Raw genomic sequence first — 17,408 nt, 5'->3', positions numbered from 1 at the left:
TCAGAGCGGATCCAGTTGGGCCTTGAGCAGGCAGAACTCGTTACCTTCCGGATCGGCCAGGACATGCCATTGTTCGTGCCCTGTCTGGCCGATGTCGGCCGGCCGCGCACCAAGACTCAACAGGCGTTCCAGTTCGGCCTCCTGATCGCGATCGGTGGCGTTGACGTCGATATGCAGGCGGGGCTTACCCTTCTCCGGTTCGTCTCTGCGACTGAGGATGATCGTCGGCTGCGGACCGCCGAACCCTTCGCGTGGGCCGATCTCCAACGAACCGTCGTCCATTCGATCGAGCACGACGAAGTCCAGGACCTCGCACCAGAACCGGCCCAGCACCTCGGGTTCCCGGCAACCGAGCACCAGTTCACTGATACGACATGCCATGACCATCTCGCTTTCTTTCCGCTCGTGAAGACAACTCTCTCGACCGTACCGGACCACGTGATCTACGCCATGCCACTGTTCCGATCCTAGGGACCTTTTCCCCTCGTCCGAGTTCCCGGTCGCCACGATCATTGCGTTATGTTCCACAGTCCCAGGCATTCTCGGTCTTTCGTCACGTCGATGTGCGTAGGCGGCCGTCGTGGTTGATCTCGCGCCCCGGCCGGTCGGTGAGGTCGATTCCCCCGCCGATGCAATTCCCCGAACCGCTCCGAAGGGTTCGAAACTGGTCGAGATCCTCAGGACCACCGATCACAAGATGATCGGTCTGATGTACATCGTGACATCGTTTGCCTTCTTCTTGATCGGCGGACTGATGGCACTACTCATGCGCATGGAATTGACCGTTCCGGGAATGCAATTCCTGTCCAACGAGCAGTACAACCAGTTGTTCACCATGCACGGCACGATCATGCTCCTGCTGTACGCGACCCCGGTGTTCTTCGGATTCGCCAACTACCTCATGCCACTGCAGATCGGGTCGCCGGACGTGTGTTTCCCGCGACTCAACGCCTTCAGCTACTGGCTCTATCTCTTCGGCGGCCTGATCGCGTCCGCCGGATTCGTAACACCTGGTGGTGCGGCAGATTTCGGCTGGACCGCCTACCTACCGCTCACCAGCGAACTCCACTCCCCCGGCATGGGCGCCGACCTGTGGATCATCGGTCTCGCTCTCGGCGGGGTCGGCACCATCCTCGGCGCAGTCAACATCGTTTCGACGATCGTCTGCCTGCGCGCCCCGGGTATGACGATGTTCCGCATGCCGATCTTCACGTGGAATGCGCTGGTCGCCAGCATGCTGATCCTCCTCGTTTTTCCGCTGCTCGCTGCTGCCTTGATCGGACTGTGGGTGGACCGGCACCTGGGAGCGCACCTGTTCGACCCCGCCACCGGTGGAGTCATGTTGTGGCAGCACCTGTTCTGGTTCTTCGGCCATCCCGAGGTCTACATTCTGGCGCTGCCGTTCTTCGGCATAGTCTCGGAGATCTTCCCCGTCTTCAGCCGCAAGCCGATCTTCGGATACACCGGATTGGTCTACGCAACATTGGGAATTGCTGCACTGTCGATCGCTGTGTGGGCGCACCACATGTACGCAACCGGCGCCGTTCTCCTCCCCTACTTCTCGTTCATGACCTTCCTGATCGCAGTTCCCACCGGAGTCAAGTTCTTCAACTGGATCGGCACCATGTGGAAGGGGCAGTTGACTTTCGAATCGCCCATGCTGTTCTCCGTCGGCTTCCTGGTCACATTCCTGTTCGGCGGACTCTCCGGCGTCATCCTTGCCAGCCCGCCCTTGGACTTTCATGTCACCGACTCGTACTTTGTTGTCGCGCATTTCCATTACGTCCTCTTCGGGACAATCGCGTTCGCGACATACGCCGGAATCTACTTCTGGTTCCCGAAAATGACCGGCCGGATGTTGGACGAGAAGCTCGCCAAGATCCATTTCTGGTTGACCCTGATCGGCTTTCACGCAACATTTCTCGTCCAGCATTGGCTCGGCGCCCAGGGCATGCCTCGGCGGTACGCGGACTACCTGCCGTCGGACAATTTCACTCTTCTCAACACGATCTCGACCATCGGCGCGTTTGTGCTCGGAGCCTCGACGATTCCGTTCATCTGGAACGTTTTCAAGAGCTACCGGTACGGCCGAATTGTGACCGTCGACGATCCTTGGGGCTTCGGAAACTCGCTCGAATGGGCGACGTCCTGCCCACCACCGCGACACAACTTCACCGAACTTCCCCGAATCCGCAGTGAGCGGCCGGCATTCGAACTGCACTACCCCCACATGGTCGAAAGAATGCGCGACGAGGCGCATGTCGGACTGCTTGGTCACAAGTCGGTTTCCGACGTGAGAACTGAGGTGAAACAACATGAATGACGGCACGAAGTACCGAGCCTGGGCAGAAAAGCAGCACCACGAATGCCGAGCGAAACCCGGCCATCTCCTCACCCCGTTGCTCGTGCTCATGTTCGCTGTCACGACGCTCGTGTGGTTGCCCCTGACGACTGCCGCGTGCTCGATAGTCGTCGCAGGATTGCTGTTCGGCACTGTCCTGCAAGCTAGTTCGCATTCAACAGACACAGCTCGAGGAGTTCACGATGAAGCCCGAACTATCGACTGATCTCATCACCTCGGAGTGGTCCGCGGACGGAGCGGTGGTCGTGTGCATCGACGGATCCCCGCTGCGCCCCGGCGAGATCACGTGGGCGGCTGAGTTCGCACATCGCCACGGTCTCTGGATGCGAATCGTTTTCGTAGCTCCGAGCGCCGATCTGAACACCTCGGCATCGCCGACCGGCCTGTTCATGGAGGCCATTCAGATCGCCGAGTCGGTGTCGCCAGATCTTCGGATCCGGACCGATCTGATCTCCGGGGAGAACACCGCAATTCTCACCGCGCTGACAGCTGAGGCCGCCTTGATCGTCGCACCACAGGACGATCCCGCCGCACCTGGACCGACATGTTCGTTCGCAAGAGTCGGAACACCGCGTGAAAGCAGCGCTGCGGCAGCCTTGCCGGTTGTCGTCGGTTTGGACGGAAGCGCCTACAGCGAAAGCGCTCTGGCCATCGCATTCAAGGAAGCAGAGGCAGCGAACACCGAACTGGTCGTCGTGCACGCAGCGCCGCCAGAGGCCGAGCTGCGTCGAGACTTCGCATCCGGGCACGCGCCCCAGCACTCGACGCCGCTGACGTGGCAACTGTCGGGTTGGGCCACGCTCTACCCTGGCGTCGCGATCCGTCAGATCGAGTTCGACGGCCCCTCGGTTGCCATTCTTGAACAACTCTCCACCGAGGCACGGCTTCTCGTCGTGGGTCGGCGTGGGCGAGGCTCGTTCGACGACACCGCTCTCGGCACCACGAGCAGTGCGATGATTCGAAAAGCACACTGCCCGGTCATCGTTGCCAGCGAAGCCTGAATCAGATCGTCACCCGGTCAGAAGCCGTAACTGTGGATGGGTGCGAGCTGACCGGAGTGATGGGCTTCGATTACGAAACGCTCGTGGTCGACCAACTTCTCCGGGAGTTCGTCAACCGGCCACCACCGCAGATCTGCAGATTTCAACGGCTCCATCCGGCGTGGTTCACCCGACCACGTGCGGCATTCGTAGAAGAAGTCCACTCGATGATCCACCGGTTCGCTCCCGTCCGCGTGGCGGCGATGCAACACGGTCAGCGGCTTCAGTTCCGAGGAAAGCAATTCGACACCAAGTTCTTCCGCAGCCTCCCGAACGGCAGCGTCGATCGCCGACTCCCCCAGTTCGACGTGGCCCGCAGCAGCGTGAGCCCAGTATCCGTCCATGAATCCCGTGCCCTCGCGCAATTGCAGCAGCACCTCGCGCCGTTGTACCGGGTTGCTTCGACAGAACATCACGTACACCGCTGGTACCAGCGCAAATTGATCGGCCACACGACCACGCTATCGTGCGCGTGAAATGACGGCGCCCCGCGAGAACAAGCTCGCGGGGCGTCGTCGACGATCTGCTGGATCAGTTCACGTCGAACCGGTCGAGGTCCATCACCTTGGTCCAGGCTGCGGCGAAGTCCTCGGCGAACTTCTGCTTGGCGTCTGCGCTGGCGTACACCTCGGCGAGTGCACGCAGTTGCGAATTCGATCCGAAAACGAGATCGACCGCAGTTGCCGTGTACTTCGGATCGCCCGTCACGCGATCAACGCCGTCGTATACGTTTTCGTCCGTCTTCGACGGCTTCCACTCGGTACCCATGTCGAGAAGGTTGACGAAGAAATCGTTGGTCAACGTCTCGGGACGATCGGTGAACACGCCGTGACGGGTATTGCCGAAGTTCGCGTTCAGCGCGCGAAGTCCGCCGACCAGCACTGTCACCTCGGGCGGGGTCAGCGACAGCATGTACGCGCGGTCGACCAACAGAATCTCTGCCGGAATCTTCTCGCCTCCCTTGAGGTAGTTCCGGAATCCGTCGGCCCGGGGTTCGAGTACCTCGAACGAGTCGACGTCTGTCTGCTCCTGCGTTGCATCCGTTCGGCCCGGCGTGAACGAGACCGTGATGTCCTGTCCGGCGTTCTTCGCAGCCTGTTCGACGGCCGCTGTACCACCCAGAACGATCAGGTCGGCGAGAGAAACCTTTGCTCCACCAGCCTGGTTGAAGTCCTGCTGAACACGCTCGAGAGTCTGAAGCACCGCGGAGAGAGCTGCAGGCTCGTTGACTTCCCAATTCTTCTGCGGCTCCAGTCGGATTCGCGCACCGTTGGCGCCGCCGCGCATGTCCGTGCTGCGGAAGCTCGCGGCAGACGCCCACGCCGTCGATACCAACTGCGAAATGGACAGCCCGGAGTCGAGAAGTCGACTCTTGAGGATCGCGATGTCTGCGTCCCCGATCAGTTGATCATCGGCCGAGGGAACCGGGTCCTGCCACAGCTGCGGCTCGGGAACCCAAGGTCCCAGGTAGCGCGTGACCGGTCCCATGTCACGGTGAAGGAGCTTGTACCAAGCCTTGGCGAACTCTTCGGCGAATTCTTCCGGATGATCGAGCCAGCGCCGGGTGATCTTCTCGTACGTCGGATCCAGGCGTAGGGACAGGTCGGTCGTCAGCATCGTCGGGGTGCGTCCGGCCGACGAATCGAACGGATCCGGGATGGTGCCCGCCCCCGCGCCGTCCTTCGGAATCCACTGCCACGCACCCGCCGGACTCTTGGTCAGCTCCCAGTCGTAGCCGTACAGAATCTCCAAGAAGGTGTTGTCCCACTTCGTCGGAGTGGGAGTCCACACGACTTCGAGACCACTGGTGATCGCGTCCTTACCCACACCCGTGCCGAAGGCACTCTTCCAGCCCAGTCCCTGCTGCTCGATGGGAGCACCTTCCGGCTCCGGTCCGACGAGGTCGGCCGGTCCGGCTCCGTGCGTCTTGCCGAAGGTGTGACCGCCGGCGATCAGCGCAGCTGTCTCCACGTCGTTCATCGCCATGCGGGCGAACGTTTCTCGGATGTCGCGGGCGGCCGCTACCGGATCCGGTTGCCCGTTGGGTCCTTCGGGATTGACGTAGATCAGGCCCATCTGCACGGCTCCGAGCGGTCCGGACAGCTCACGGTCTCCGCTGTAACGCTCGTCGCCGAGCCAGGTGTCCTCGGGACCCCAGTAGATCTCCTCGGGCTCCCAGATGTCTTCTCGGCCGAATCCGAAGCCGAAGGTCTTGAACCCCATCGACTCCAGGGCACAGTTGCCCGCGAACACCAGCAGGTCGGCCCAGGAAACCTGCTTTCCGTACTTCTGCTTCACGGGCCAAAGCAGGCGCCGGGCCTTGTCGAGGCTGGCGTTGTCCGGCCAACTGTTGAGCGGGGCGAAACGCTGAGCACCTTGGCCGCCACCGCCGCGGCCGTCTGCAATGCGATAGGTGCCGGCAGCATGCCAGCTCATACGCACGAAGAGTCCGCCGTAGTGCCCGTAGTCGGCCGGCCACCAATCCTGCGACGCCGTCATCAACGCGATGACGTCGCGCTTTAGCGCCTCGACATCGAGCTTGGCGAATTCCTGGGCGTAATCGAAGTCGGCACCCATCGGATTCGACTTCGACGAATGTGAATGCAAGACAGAGAGATCCGGCTGATTCGGCCACCAGTCGCTGTTTGTTCTCGGACGATTCCCGGTAGGCGTCGGAGACGGGATTGCGGGGTTTTCACTTTCGCTGGTGCTCTCGGTGTTTCCGTCGTGAGCAACCGGGCAACTATCGGACACGATAATCCCTCCATGAGCGAGTAGAACGGACTTCGATCACGTTTGTGATCGCAAACTCTGAGTTGTCGAGCAGTCGGGACACAGGCCCCAGTAAATGACCTCGGCTTCGTCGAGAACGAAACCGTTGTGCGCCGACGGCGTCAAACACGGTGCCTCTCCGACTGCGCAGTCGACATCTGAAACGACCCCACAGGACCGGCAGACGACGTGATGATGGTTGTCGCCGACGCGTGACTCGTACAGCGCCACCGATCCGGACGGTTGGATCCGCCTGATCAGCCCGGCGTCGGTGAGAGCGTGCAACACGTCGTAGACCGCCTGCCGCGACACCCCAGGCAGAACAGCCCGCACAGCATCGAAGACAGTCTCGGTGGCTGCGTGTGGGCGTGCATGCACAACCTCGAGCACCGTGACTCTGGGACGAGTCACGCGAAGCTCAGCGTTACGCAGTTGGGCTGCATAATCCGGCGTCGAAGGCACCTTTCCACTATTGCGCAATCTTCTGGACTGAACCCAGACTTTCGCGAAAATCATCGCTGACAGGGCCCTCCCGCCCGATTCGTCCGTGCTGGAAGTGAGCCGGATTCCTCGCTCTTTCTGGCGTCCCCACACCGCCTTCAGGTTTGTTGCGCGTCGACGCGTCCTGCTGTGTGGTTCCACAAACTCCGACAATCTCCCCTTCGTCCAACTACCGTGAAAGGGAGAATCCGCCGAGGTCAGGAGTGCTCGTGCCCAAACTGGAGATCAAGAGGAAGTCAGAACTCTCACGGCAGGAAGTCGCCGACCGACTCATCGCCCTCGGCCAAGCCCTCGCCAGTGGATCGGAAGTGGAGCTGGGGTCGGGTGGGGACTCGATCGAAATCAGTGTTCCGGAACAGGTTCGGTGGGAACTCGAGATCGAAGTCGACGGCAACGAAGTCGAGATAGAAATCGAGATTCACTGGCGCGACGACCCTCAGGAAGAATCGGAAGAGAAGTCTCCGCCTCGCACCAAAGCAGTTCGTCGCAGCCGACCACGCAAGAGCACTTCCACATAGGCCGACTCGAATACGGTTGTTCGGCACTTACGGAGACGCCGACACCTCGAGAGACACGACGCGCAGCAGTGCTCGGAGGTCACTTTCGATCCGTCGAAACAGTTGATACACAACGATGAATCCGGCGATCCCGCCCAAACACAGCGCACGGACTGTTGCGTTGAGTTCCTCACCGGCACCCGAACCGACAAAACTGAGCCCCGCGATTCCCACCAGGGGAACCGACGCCGCGACTGCGAGGTAACGCGTGCTGCTCCGACCCAGTGAGCGAATATCGCGTCCGTCGTCGCTTCGTAACTCGCCGTGCGACAACAAGATCGGATACAGACATCGAACCGAGTAATACGTCAGGATGAAGAACGGATACGCGACTGCGACGGCGCCGCACACCGCCAGCGACGACATCAGGTGCACGTAGGCTCGCTGCGGAATTCCGCCGGCGGCAATCTGCAATGCGACCGGATATGCGATACCGGCCAGAACCCACAGCCCGAATGCGATCACCACCGCGCGATGTCCGACATTCAGCGTCGCGGTACGCGCTTTGTTCAAGACCTCCGCGCTGTACGTCTGACCGTTGCGCAGTCCGTGAGGCACGGTGAGTGCAAGCCGACACCAATACAGGATCGCTGCGGCACCGAGAGAGAACGCAGCCACCCCGATGACCAGATGAACCTGCTCGAGATGCTGCTGAGCCTGCGGCGAGAGACCCGAGATGATCAGCATCTTGTTGTAGTAGTAGTTGTAGCCCGCCGCAAGAAGATTCGGAATTCCGATCGCGGCAAGCACTATCGGCAGCGCCCACTTCCACAACGTCGAACGTGGACTCCCTTCCGGTGGGTCCACCAGATTGCGAGCAGACCGGTCCAGACACAGTGCGAACTGACGAGCCAACTTTCGGCCGCCAGACCACCTTCCGTCTCTCTCCGGCGAGAGAGACTTGACCAGAACTCGGCGCAGCGCCGGCGGACAGTCGTCCGGTAGCCGTGCCTCGGCTGCGGGATCCACCCCGCGCCGGCGGGCCTCGAGCGCCTTCTTGGGCGACGGTGGGCTCTCCCCCGTACCGTCGTCCGTGAAAGGCCTACTCCCGGTGAGGAGTTCCCACAACATCACGCCCAGTGCATAGATGTCGCTACGGGTGTCGAGTGTGCCAGGCGCCCCCACCGCACAGGCCTCCAATTGCTCCGGAGACATGTAGGCAAGCGAGCCTCCGACAAAACATGCAGCGTCCTCGGTCGAGACCTCCTCACTCGAGCTGACGTTGAAGTCGGCGAGCTTGGGGATGCCTTCGACGCTGAGCAGGACATTCGCCGGCTTGATGTCCCGATGTAATACGCCGTGCTCACGCGCATACTCGAGGGCATCGGCCAGTCGCATCCCCATCCAGGCCACGGTCTCCGGCCACGACATCGCAGCGATCTCGCTCCTCAGGCTCGTCTCGCTGGGCTTCATCTCTCCCTTCTTCGCCAGGGTCTTGTCGATGGCGTCGAGAAGTAGTTGTCCGGACCGCTGCGCCTGCGGTGTCACGCGGACAAGTTTGACCACGTCGAGCAGGGTCCCACCCGGCACGTATTCCATGAACAGGACTCGCAGTGCGCGTTCCTCGAGCAACCGTTGATCGAAGACCCGGACGATGTTGGGATGGTCGAGCTGGGCGAGAGTCTGCGGCTCGACTCCGACGTTGCGCGAGATTTTCAACGCAACCCACCGCTGCATCGAGAGTTGCCGAGCGAGGAACACTCGGGCGAATGCGCCGTGCCCGAGTTCCAACACCAGCTCGAAATCGTCCAGGTGCTGCCCGATTTCGAACTCGTCGAAACCCGAGAGTCCCAACATCATCACGTCTTCGCGACCGGCCATCGAATCACGGTCGAACATCTGCTCGAAACTCTCTGCCTGCAAGGGAAACTCGCTGAGGTACTCGGCTGCTGCGACGTCCTCCCCACCCTGCTTCCGCAGCCGGAACTCCTCGTACAGGAGCTCGGCCGGTAATGGTTCTTCGAGTAATTCGGGATACTCGGCACAGTAATCCGTGAGCCGTTTCGGGCAATCATTTTTCAGCCAGCGGTACTCCATGTCGATTCCGACCAATTCGATCAGCGCCGCCCGACGAATCTTGGCTGGATCAGGCAGATAGTCGCTCAGGTCGGACGGGGTTCGTCCCTCCTCCCAATCCGCCACAAGGCGGCCGAGGCCGTCTGTACCGTTCTGGCCGTCACGCATCACCGGCAGCGTTGAGGGGCGCAACTCGGTGACGGTGCCCCGTTCGGTCAGGGGCCCGCTCGCGATTGTCGCGTCACTGGCCTGCGCACCACGTTCATTCATGACACTTCTGTTCCGCACCTCGATCACAATGAATCGGAGTGACTCACTTCAGCGTAACCCCGGTGGTACTCCAGACCCCAGCGAATCTATTCGGCGTGAACTGCCGACTCCGTGCCGATGCGAACGAGTTCGTCGCGCTCTTTGATTTTGATCCGATCACGCCCATGCTTCACACCGAGGGCACGTTCGGCGGCATCGATGCGAAGCCATCCGTCCCAATCGACGGGCACCACTCTGCCGGCCCTGAGGACCTCCGCGATACGGCCGTGGCCGGCTCGACGCTCGTATGCCGAATCCAACTGTCGCAGCAAGGTTTCGACGGTTTGGCGTGCATCAGGCCGAGCCGCACCGATCAGCCCGGCGGCACCTCGCTTCATCCAGCCCGTCACGAACAAACCTGCGATCGGCGAGCCGCTCTCGTCGACCACCGCGCCGCTCCGGTGCGAAACTATGCCGCGTCCGTGATCGAAAGGCACCCCGGCAAGCGGCGTCCCGATAAATCCGATTGCCCGGTACACAGCTTGAACCGGATAGTCGGTACAGACACCCGAAGCGGTGACGTGACCGTAGCCGTCGGGGTCAGTCCACTCGACGCGGAGTGCCTCGACTTTCCCGTTACCGAGAATCTCCACGGGCTGTCGGTAAAAGTGCAGGTGAACTCGACGCTGGGCAGTTCGGTCGGCAGGCGCAGTGTCGGCGAAACTACGTAGTGTCTCGACTGCCAGTCGGGTGTGCACCAACTGTTTGGTCATCCGCTCGACATGCCGGTCCGGTACGACATCGACAGAATCGACGACAACATCTACGCCCGGTAGTTCACCGAGAGCGCGCAACTCGTTCGGGGAAAAGCGAGCGTCGGCTGGTCCGCGCCGGACAAAGATGTGTACTTCGCGAACTCGACTGCCGGCGATCCCTTCCCGAACTTGGTCGGAGACGTCCGTGGCCTGCAGCGATTGCGCCTCGGCGAGGAGCATACGGGTGACGTCGAGTGCGACGTTGCCGCCTCCGATCACTGCGACCGATTCCGCGTTCAGCGGCCACTGCGGCGAGCTGTCCGGGTGATCGTTGTACCAACCGACAAACTCGGCGCCACCGAAAGAACCTGGAAGCTCGACGCCGAGAATGTCGAGAGGTGCATCCCGCGGCGCACCGGTTGCAATGATCACGGCATCGTAGGACGAACGTAGGTCATCGACGGAAAGGTCCTTTCCGATCTCCACGTTGCAGAACAGCCGGAACTCACTGGCGACCAGCGTGGTGTGCAGAGAATGGGCGAACTTTTCGGACTCGGGGTGCCCTGGTGCGAGACCGTAGCGCACCAGTCCGTACGGCGTCGGTAGACGCTCGAACACGTCTGTCTTGGTGCCGGGCGCAAGTTCGGCGAGAGCGCCGGCGGCGTGGATTCCCGCCGGCCCCGCTCCGACGATCGCGACACTGAGCGGTGGTGAGAAGAATCGGGGCGCCGCAGGCGGGGATACCGCTGGACCTCTGGCGTTGATCATCCCCCGAGGCTAGGACCTCAACTGCGCTGGAGATCAAGTCCGCTTTCAGCAGCCCGCTTTTCAGTAACCCTGCTCTGCAGGCTTGTGCTCGGTTGTGTAGCGGTAGAAGTCCGCTAGTTGGAGTTCGCCGGCAGCTGCCTCGTCGACTATGACGGTCACGTGTGGATGCAGCTGCAGCACCGACGCCGGGCAGAATGCCGAGACCGGACCTTCGACCGCGGCCCGGACGGCGGGCGCTTTGCGGGCGCCGTCCGCGATCAGGACGAGATGCCGTGCATCACTGATGGTTCCGAGTCCTTGCGTGATCACATGATGCGGTACGTCGGCTGGGTCTGCGAAGAACCGTGCATTGTCGGCGCGGGTCCTCTCGGTCAAGGTCTTCACTCGGGTGCGCGATGCAAGCGAGGAGGAGGGCTCGTTGAAACCGATGTGTCCGTTCAGGCCGATGCCGAGGATCTGCACGTCGATGGGACCGTTTTCGGCGATGGCAGCGTCGTAACGCCGGGCAGCGTCACTGGGATCCGCGGCCCCGCCGTCGGGGCTGAACACTCGCGCATTGTCGATGTCGAGGTGATCCACAAGTTCCGTGCGGATGGTGTGCGCGTAGGACTGCGGCTTATCGGACGTGAGACCTACATACTCGTCGAGAAGATACGCGCTCATCGCCGCGAACGACACTCCCGATTCTCGATGCCTCTTGATCAGCTCTCGATACGTGTGCAGCGGTGACGATCCGGTCGCGAGGCCGAGCGTCCGCGCTCCGTTTTCGATTGCGCCACAAACGATATCTGCAGCGATTCGCCCGCCGTCCTCCGGACTGGGAACTATGACGATTTCCATTCAGACTTCCTCACTGCTCTTGCCGGCTCCGACGATGGCCTCACGTACCGAACCCGAAGCGCGGTCCAACAATTCGGTTGCTTCGGCGAAGTCGCATTCGGCCAACAACATGACGACCGCTGCCTTCACATGACCATCGGCATTGTCGATGGTCTCCGCAGCGATCTCGGTATCGACTCCGGTGGCTGCCGCGACGATCCGGTTCGCACGATCGACAAGCTTGGCATTGGTCGGCCGAAGATCGACCATCAGATTGTGGAATGCCTTCCCGGAGCGAACCATACTGGCCGTGGAGAGCATGTTGCACACCATCTTCTGCGCAGTTCCGGCCTTGAGCCTCGTCGATCCGGTGAGGATTTCGGGGCCGGTCTCCACTTCGATGGCCATGCCGGCGTGAGAACTCATTGCCGCGTTCCGGTTGCACGAGACTGCCACTGTTGCAGCGCCGAGTTCGCGGGCGTGATCGAGTCCCCCGATGACGTAGGGGGTACGCCCGCTGGCAGCCAGACCCACCACGACGTCGTTGGCGTTCAACGAGATTGCGTCGAGATCGACCCCAGCCGCTCGCGGATCGTCCTCTGCCCCCTCGACGGCGTTCAGAAACGCTCCTGGGCCACCGGCGATGATGCCGATCACCTCGCCCGGATCGGTCCCGAACGTCGGAGGGCATTCCACTGCGTCGAGAACTCCCAGACGCCCACTTGTCCCCGCTCCCAGGTAGATCAGTCGACCACCTTGTGCTCGGGCCGCGACGATCAAGTCGACTGCGGATTCGATGGCGGGTAGTACCGCTGCCACCGCGTCGGCCACGATTGCGTCCTGTTGATTCATCACCGTCAGCAGACCCGACACCGACATGACATCGAGATCGCGGGTCAGAGGGTTGGGTCTCTCGGTGGAGAGCATTTCCAATTGCATTGTGGCGAGTCCTCCTCGATCGATATTCATTACGACGACTCCTCGTCAGTACTCACAGCGACGACTCCTCGTCAGTACTCACAGCGACGACTCCTCGTCAGTGCCGCTTCGAAGCAATGGCATCATGGCTTCGTTGCAGAGCAGAGAGTGCGCTGGGCAGCGAGTGCGCCACCATCGCAAAAATTGTGTCGACTACCAACAGCTGACCGGTGCGGCTTGCCATCGCAGCCGATCGGAAACCGAATTCTCTACCGGCAGTGAGCAGAACGTGATGTGACTGCACGGCGAGCGTCGATCGTGCCCCTCCGGTGATCGCAGCCGTCGACGCCCCGGTTCGACGGGCAAGGGCAAGTGGTTCCACGACATCCGAAGTCTCACCTGAATGTGAGATCCCCACTGCGATGTCGTCCGGTCCGAGCAAGCTGGCGCTGACCATGGCCGCGTCTCGGTCGAGATGAACCCGGCAGTTGACGTCGATGCGAGAGAGCTTCAACGTGAGGTCTTGCGCGACGATGCCAGAGGCGCCGATGCCGTAGACCTCGACGCGGCGGGCGGATCGAATCCGGGACACAACTTCTTCGAGCGCAGCAGGATCTGTCAATTGCGCCGTGCCCTTGAGCTGTTCGGATTCGAACTCGGCGAGCTTGGCCATCACCTCACCGGCCGAGTCGGCAGCAACGATGTCCACACCGAGCGGGATCGTGTTCTCTGCACCGGACCCGCTGATCGCCGCCAGCGCGAGACGAAGCTGTGGATAACCCTCGAAACCGAGTCTTTTGGCTGTGCGGACCACTGTCGCCGTGCTTGTCGACGCTCGTTCGGCGAGGTCGTTGACCGTCAGGGTGGAGGCCAGACTGGGGTCGGCTTCGATGATTTCGGCGATCCGCAGCTCGGCAGGCGAGAGGCTACTCAGTGATGCACGAATACGAGCAAGCAGGTCGACGGACGCCGGAGCACTCCGGTCCAAAGTCATAACGCCTCGATTCGCATCGTTTTCGGAGCTGACGGCACCGATGTGATTCTAGGCAGCCCACGGCTTCCTGGCGTCAGAGATCCGAGCACACTGGCGTGACGCGCACCGGTGCACGAAGCAATGCTGCCGGGCAATCCGTGCGCGGTGAGAAAGCCGAGAACTGCGAAAGCCAATGCTTCCTTGATGTCGGAGGTGACGCCGAGTTCGTCCGAAGAGACAAGCGCGATGTCGCCCAGTTCGTCACGGAGCATCGCCATCAACGTCGGGTTCTTGGTGCCACCGCCTGACACCACAACTTCGGTAGCCGCCAGTGCTTTGACGGAATCGGCGACGGTCCGGGCGGTCAGTGCAGTCAGTGTCGCGACGATGTCGGCCAGAGACAAGGATTCGTAGCCCCGCAGTGCGGCGAGTAGGTAGTCCCGATGGAACAATTCCTTGCCTGTGCTCTTGGGAGCGGGCTGCGCGTAATACGGTTCGCTCAGTAGTTGTGCGAGCAGATCGACGTTCGGTGTGCCGGCTGCGCCCAGAGCACCTCCGAGATCGAACCACTGCTCCCCCGCGGTGAATTCGCTTACCGCAGCGTCGATCAACGCATTTGCGGGGCCGGTGTCGAAGGCAATCGGTACTGCGGCACCATCTGCCGTCGATGTCGGAGCGCCTCCCGGAGCAGTGACGTTCGCGATGCCACCGAGATTGAGCGCGACGGAACCCGAAGTTCTTCCGTTGAGCCACAATACGTCGAATGCGCTGACAAGTGGAGCGCCCTGACCACCCGTCGCTACGTCGCGAGAGCGCAGGTCCGACACGACCGTGCATCCGGTCTTCTCGGCTATCCAGGCCGGCTGCCCGAGCTGGAGAGTGCCTTTTACTTGCGCTCCTTCGACCCAGTGGAACATCGTCTGACCATGTGAGGAGATCAATTCCGCACTGCCACCGCACAGTTCCGCGTTCGCCCGCGCAGCCACGGCCGCGAATGCCTGTCCGATCTCGGTGTCGAGTTGGCAGATCTGACCGACAGTGGTGGACGCCGGCGGTACCGCAGCAGCCACCGCTGCCCGCAACTCACCGGAATACGGTTCGCTGACCATCCCCAGTGGGGTCAGCACAAGAGTGTCCCCGTCGATCCGGATGTCTGCTGCGGCAGCATCGATAGCGTCGTACGAAGTACCGGACATCAGACCGATGACTCTCATGAAATATCCCTTACTCGCATCGTTTCGGCATTCGGAAGAACTGCGGTCAGTCGACGAGTGCCCGCTTGTGGGCATTCCCTCGCAAGGTACTCAAGGCGATCGCGCTGACGGCGCACGTTGCCATCACGAAGTAGGCCGGAATATCGAGATTGGACGTTTCCTTGATCAACCACGTGATGATCAGACCGGCGCAGCCCGAAAAGACCGCGTTGGACAGGGAGTATGCGAGTCCCAATCCGGTGTACCGGACCGAGGTGGGGAACATCTCGGAGAGCATGGCGGGTCCTGGTCCGGCAACAAGTCCCACTGCGGCGCCGGCGGCAAACACTGCAAATCCCTTGGCTGTCAGAGACGTCTGCTCATTCTGCAGGACGTTGAGCAGCGGCAGCGCCAAGACCAGAATTATCACGGTGCCGGTGAGCATGACCGCGCGTCGTCCGATGCGATCGCTGAGTCCACCCGCAAGCGGAATCGTCACTGCGAAGCCGGCATTGGCAAGTACCGAAGCAACCAGTGCCTGATGGAATGTCGCGTTGAGTGAACTCTGAAGATAAGTCGGCATCACGACGAGGAACGTGTAACCCGCCGCAGACCAACCCATCAACCGGCCGATGCCGAGCAGGATCGCCCTGGCGGTCTCGCCGACGGTCGGCTGCACCACCGGCGTCGCCGCATCAACTGTCGGTTCGGACTGGACTGCGCGGGCACGCTCGAACGACGGCGTTTCTTCGAGTCGGAGCCTGAGCCACAGGGCGACCAGGCCCATCGGAAGTGCAAGGAGGAACGGGATGCGCCAGCCCCAGTCGTTGAGCTGACCGGAGTCGAGAACTGTCGCGAGGAGCGCCGCGATTCCGGCACCGGCGAGCAATCCGAGCGCGACCGTGAACGATTGCCACGACCCGTACAGTCCGCGTCGTCCCGGGGGCGCGAACTCGGTCATCACCGACACCGCGCCGCCGAACTCGCCTCCGGCCGACAGTCCCTGGAGGATCCGAAGAACCGTCAAGAGCAGCGGTGCCAGAATTCCGACGCTCTCGTAGGTGGGGAGCACACCGATCAGGGTCGTCGCACCCGACATCAGCAGAAGAACGATCACCAAGGTGGGGCGTCGGCCGATGCGGTCACCGAGTCGACCGAACAGCGCGGCCCCCACTGGGCGGAAGAAGAAGGCCAGCGCAAACGACGCGTAGGTCTTGATCAGGCTTTCGAGGTCGCCGGAGCCGTCGCCGCTGAAGAAGTTCGACGCGATGATCGTCGCGAAGAACCCGTACACACCGAACTCGTACCACTCGATGAAATTTCCGACGGAGCCGGCGACGAGCGCCCTGCGCCGTTTGAGCTGCGCACCATCGTTCCGTGTCTGCACTGTGATGCCCATGCCGTCCTCCGTTGACGAAACCCGAATATGCAACAAAGTTTCATCTGTACGGAGTAGAAATGTCAAGAAGTTTCACGATTGGATTTTTACTACGCCCCGAAGCCTTATGCTCCCGCGAACGTGAATGCCTCCGCCCGTTCGAACTGGTCAGTGGAGTCACCGGAATAGACGGTGCTCTCGTTCGCGCCGAGGCCGAGCTTTCGGACGGGTGTCCCTTCCGCGAGATCCATCGACGCCACGTCCACCCAGAAGGTATTGGGCGTCATCGCCGACTCGAAGAAATAGAGCGTGCGTTTGTGATCGACGACGGTGCGCCAACGGGTCGATGAAATGTTGGGCTCGTCGGGAGTCGAAATACCCAGGGGCACCGACACATTCCGAATAACACTGAAGGTGGATGCCAATGCCGACCGCGGATCGTCCGTCTGCGGTATCGCATCGACATAGAACGACGCCCGCGCGAATCTGTCAGCGGCACGGTTGGTTCCGGGCAGCATGACGGTTCCGTTGATCTGCTTCCAGTACTCGTTGACGGCGAGTTGCTGATCGAAGATCGGCGAATTGGTCATCACCTGGTACTCACGGCTGTGATGAATCGTCGGGCGTCCACCGACGTACTCGATGATCGCGCTGTCTCCCCCAGCGTCCGAGAGCGACATGTGCAGCGTTGCGAGGCGGTCTTCGCCGGGAACGGCGGCGGTCACTACCGTGAACGGTTCCGACGCGAGCACTTCGACCGCTTCCTGAACTGTCGCAAAGCTGTCCAGGACGTATTGCGCCCACGCCGCGATCGACAATCCCGCGGTCGAACCGTCATACGTCGGGTACTCGGACTCGACCAACCACAAAAGATTGGCAGACAGCCCAGCCTCGTTGACCCCGTCGGTCGTGCACATGTCGTAGGCCGTCGCGACAACACTTCCGTATTTCGACGTCCACTGTATCGAGTTCGGACCTGCACAGCCCTCTCTGGTCATGCCGCGCGGGAATGCCCAGAGGTTTGTTCCGAGGTCGACCTTCCAATCCATCGATCGAGCAGTGATCACAGTGTCGTTGGGCCCCAAGTAGACCAAGCGTGTACACATC

16 protein-coding genes are annotated in these 17,408 nt (G+C 61.5%); 4 read left to right on the top strand and 12 right to left on the bottom strand.

Annotated elements, in window-relative coordinates; all coding sequences use genetic code 11:
- A complete protein-coding gene (locus G9U53_RS21220; RefSeq protein ID WP_007726436.1) occupies nucleotides 1-381 on the bottom strand; it encodes a VOC family protein in 381 nt (126 codons plus the stop codon).
- 199 nt (nucleotides 382-580) lie between these two features.
- On the opposite strand from G9U53_RS21220, the gene ctaD reads away from it, so the two are divergent.
- From ctaD to G9U53_RS21205, 3 genes are read left to right on the top strand one after another with little or no spacing between them, the layout of a single operon-like run.
- The gene (gene ctaD, locus G9U53_RS21215) at nucleotides 581-2,323 is read left to right on the top strand and encodes a cytochrome c oxidase subunit I (RefSeq protein WP_165639156.1); all 1,743 of its coding nucleotides are present in this window, start codon (nucleotides 581-583) and stop codon (nucleotides 2,321-2,323) included.
- The gene (locus tag G9U53_RS21210; RefSeq protein WP_165639155.1) at nucleotides 2,316-2,567 is read left to right on the top strand and encodes a hypothetical protein; all 252 of its coding nucleotides are present in this window, start codon (nucleotides 2,316-2,318) and stop codon (nucleotides 2,565-2,567) included. The genes ctaD and G9U53_RS21210 overlap by 8 nt, the downstream gene beginning before the upstream one ends.
- Nucleotides 2,545-3,363, top strand: coding sequence for a universal stress protein (locus G9U53_RS21205; RefSeq protein ID WP_065456042.1), 819 nt, complete (start codon nucleotides 2,545-2,547; stop codon nucleotides 3,361-3,363). Before G9U53_RS21210 ends, G9U53_RS21205 begins: the two co-directional genes overlap by 23 nt.
- A gap of 17 nt (nucleotides 3,364-3,380) precedes the next feature.
- On the opposite strand, the gene G9U53_RS21200 is transcribed toward G9U53_RS21205, so the two are convergent.
- From G9U53_RS21200 to G9U53_RS21190, 3 genes are all read right to left on the bottom strand, one after another.
- On the bottom strand, nucleotides 3,381-3,854 hold the full coding sequence (locus G9U53_RS21200; protein WP_003941446.1) for an NUDIX domain-containing protein: 474 nt from the start codon (nucleotides 3,852-3,854) through the stop codon (nucleotides 3,381-3,383).
- 79 nt (nucleotides 3,855-3,933) lie between these two features.
- A complete protein-coding gene (gene katG / locus G9U53_RS21195; RefSeq protein WP_003941458.1) occupies nucleotides 3,934-6,156 on the bottom strand; it encodes a catalase/peroxidase HPI in 2,223 nt (740 codons plus the stop codon).
- Nucleotides 6,157-6,192: 36 nt separating this feature from the next.
- On the bottom strand, nucleotides 6,193-6,636 hold the full coding sequence (locus tag G9U53_RS21190; protein WP_064443491.1) for a Fur family transcriptional regulator: 444 nt from the start codon (nucleotides 6,634-6,636) through the stop codon (nucleotides 6,193-6,195).
- A 248-nt stretch (nucleotides 6,637-6,884) separates the two neighbouring features.
- On the opposite strand from G9U53_RS21190, the gene G9U53_RS21185 reads away from it, so the two are divergent.
- Entirely contained in the window at nucleotides 6,885-7,193 is a 309-nt protein-coding gene (locus G9U53_RS21185) for an amphi-Trp domain-containing protein (protein WP_037129603.1), read from the top strand.
- Nucleotides 7,194-7,220: 27 nt separating this feature from the next.
- On the opposite strand, the gene G9U53_RS21180 is transcribed toward G9U53_RS21185, so the two are convergent.
- The 8 genes from G9U53_RS21180 to G9U53_RS21145 form a co-directional block, all read right to left on the bottom strand.
- Nucleotides 7,221-9,518 (bottom strand): serine/threonine-protein kinase, encoded by a 2,298-nt coding sequence (locus G9U53_RS21180; protein ID WP_165639154.1) that lies wholly within the window; start codon nucleotides 9,516-9,518, stop codon nucleotides 7,221-7,223.
- Between the two features lie 86 nt (nucleotides 9,519-9,604).
- Complete coding sequence (locus G9U53_RS21175; RefSeq protein ID WP_165639153.1) at nucleotides 9,605-11,020, bottom strand: FAD-dependent oxidoreductase; 1,416 nt, start codon at nucleotides 11,018-11,020, stop codon at nucleotides 9,605-9,607.
- A gap of 60 nt (nucleotides 11,021-11,080) precedes the next feature.
- Nucleotides 11,081-11,860 (bottom strand): glucosamine-6-phosphate deaminase, encoded by a 780-nt coding sequence (gene nagB / locus G9U53_RS21170; protein ID WP_161120330.1) that lies wholly within the window; start codon nucleotides 11,858-11,860, stop codon nucleotides 11,081-11,083.
- The gene (gene murQ / locus G9U53_RS21165) at nucleotides 11,861-12,778 is read right to left on the bottom strand and encodes an N-acetylmuramic acid 6-phosphate etherase (RefSeq protein WP_165639233.1); all 918 of its coding nucleotides are present in this window, start codon (nucleotides 12,776-12,778) and stop codon (nucleotides 11,861-11,863) included.
- A gap of 97 nt (nucleotides 12,779-12,875) precedes the next feature.
- Complete coding sequence (locus G9U53_RS21160; protein WP_165639152.1) at nucleotides 12,876-13,751, bottom strand: MurR/RpiR family transcriptional regulator; 876 nt, start codon at nucleotides 13,749-13,751, stop codon at nucleotides 12,876-12,878.
- Nucleotides 13,748-14,944, bottom strand: a complete 1,197-nt coding sequence (locus G9U53_RS21155; protein ID WP_158170334.1) for an anhydro-N-acetylmuramic acid kinase — start codon at nucleotides 14,942-14,944, stop codon at nucleotides 13,748-13,750. The genes G9U53_RS21160 and G9U53_RS21155 overlap by 4 nt, the downstream gene beginning before the upstream one ends.
- 46 nt (nucleotides 14,945-14,990) lie before the next feature.
- Nucleotides 14,991-16,322 (bottom strand): MFS transporter, encoded by a 1,332-nt coding sequence (locus G9U53_RS21150; protein ID WP_165639151.1) that lies wholly within the window; start codon nucleotides 16,320-16,322, stop codon nucleotides 14,991-14,993.
- 104 nt (nucleotides 16,323-16,426) lie between these two features.
- Nucleotides 16,427-17,407: a linear amide C-N hydrolase gene (locus G9U53_RS21145; RefSeq protein ID WP_165639150.1), complete on the bottom strand. Its 981-nt coding sequence runs from the start codon at nucleotides 17,405-17,407 to the stop codon at nucleotides 16,427-16,429.
- Nucleotide 17,408 lies beyond the last annotated feature (1 nt).

It is taken from the genome of Rhodococcus sp. D-46 (assembly GCF_011290655.1).
GTDB classification, from domain to species: domain Bacteria; phylum Actinomycetota; class Actinomycetes; order Mycobacteriales; family Mycobacteriaceae; genus Rhodococcus_F; species Rhodococcus_F qingshengii.
Note: the sequence above shows the minus strand (reverse complement) of the source record. Positions and strands in the feature narration are given on the sequence as shown.

Bases quoted from the DNA above. Each gene is read 5' to 3' on its own strand.
- G9U53_RS21220 (WP_007726436.1), bottom strand. From the start codon at position 381: ATGGCATGTCGTATCAGTGAACTGGTGCTCGGTTGCCGGGAACCCGAG.
- G9U53_RS21210 (WP_165639155.1), top strand. From the start codon at position 2,316: ATGAATGACGGCACGAAGTACCGAGCCTGGGCAGAAAAGCAGCACCAC.
- G9U53_RS21205 (WP_065456042.1), top strand. From the start codon at position 2,545: ATGAAGCCCGAACTATCGACTGATCTCATCACCTCGGAGTGGTCCGCG.
- G9U53_RS21180 (WP_165639154.1), bottom strand. From the start codon at position 9,518: ATGAATGAACGTGGTGCGCAGGCCAGTGACGCGACAATCGCGAGCGGG.
- G9U53_RS21175 (WP_165639153.1), bottom strand. From the start codon at position 11,020: ATGATCAACGCCAGAGGTCCAGCGGTATCCCCGCCTGCGGCGCCCCGA.
- nagB (WP_161120330.1), bottom strand. From the start codon at position 11,860: ATGGAAATCGTCATAGTTCCCAGTCCGGAGGACGGCGGGCGAATCGCT.
- murQ (WP_165639233.1), bottom strand. From the start codon at position 12,778: ATGCAATTGGAAATGCTCTCCACCGAGAGACCCAACCCTCTGACCCGC.
- G9U53_RS21160 (WP_165639152.1), bottom strand. From the start codon at position 13,751: ATGACTTTGGACCGGAGTGCTCCGGCGTCCGTCGACCTGCTTGCTCGT.
- G9U53_RS21155 (WP_158170334.1), bottom strand. From the start codon at position 14,944: ATGAGAGTCATCGGTCTGATGTCCGGTACTTCGTACGACGCTATCGAT.
- G9U53_RS21150 (WP_165639151.1), bottom strand. From the start codon at position 16,322: ATGGGCATCACAGTGCAGACACGGAACGATGGTGCGCAGCTCAAACGG.
- G9U53_RS21145 (WP_165639150.1), bottom strand. From the start codon at position 17,407: ATGTGTACACGCTTGGTCTACTTGGGGCCCAACGACACTGTGATCACT.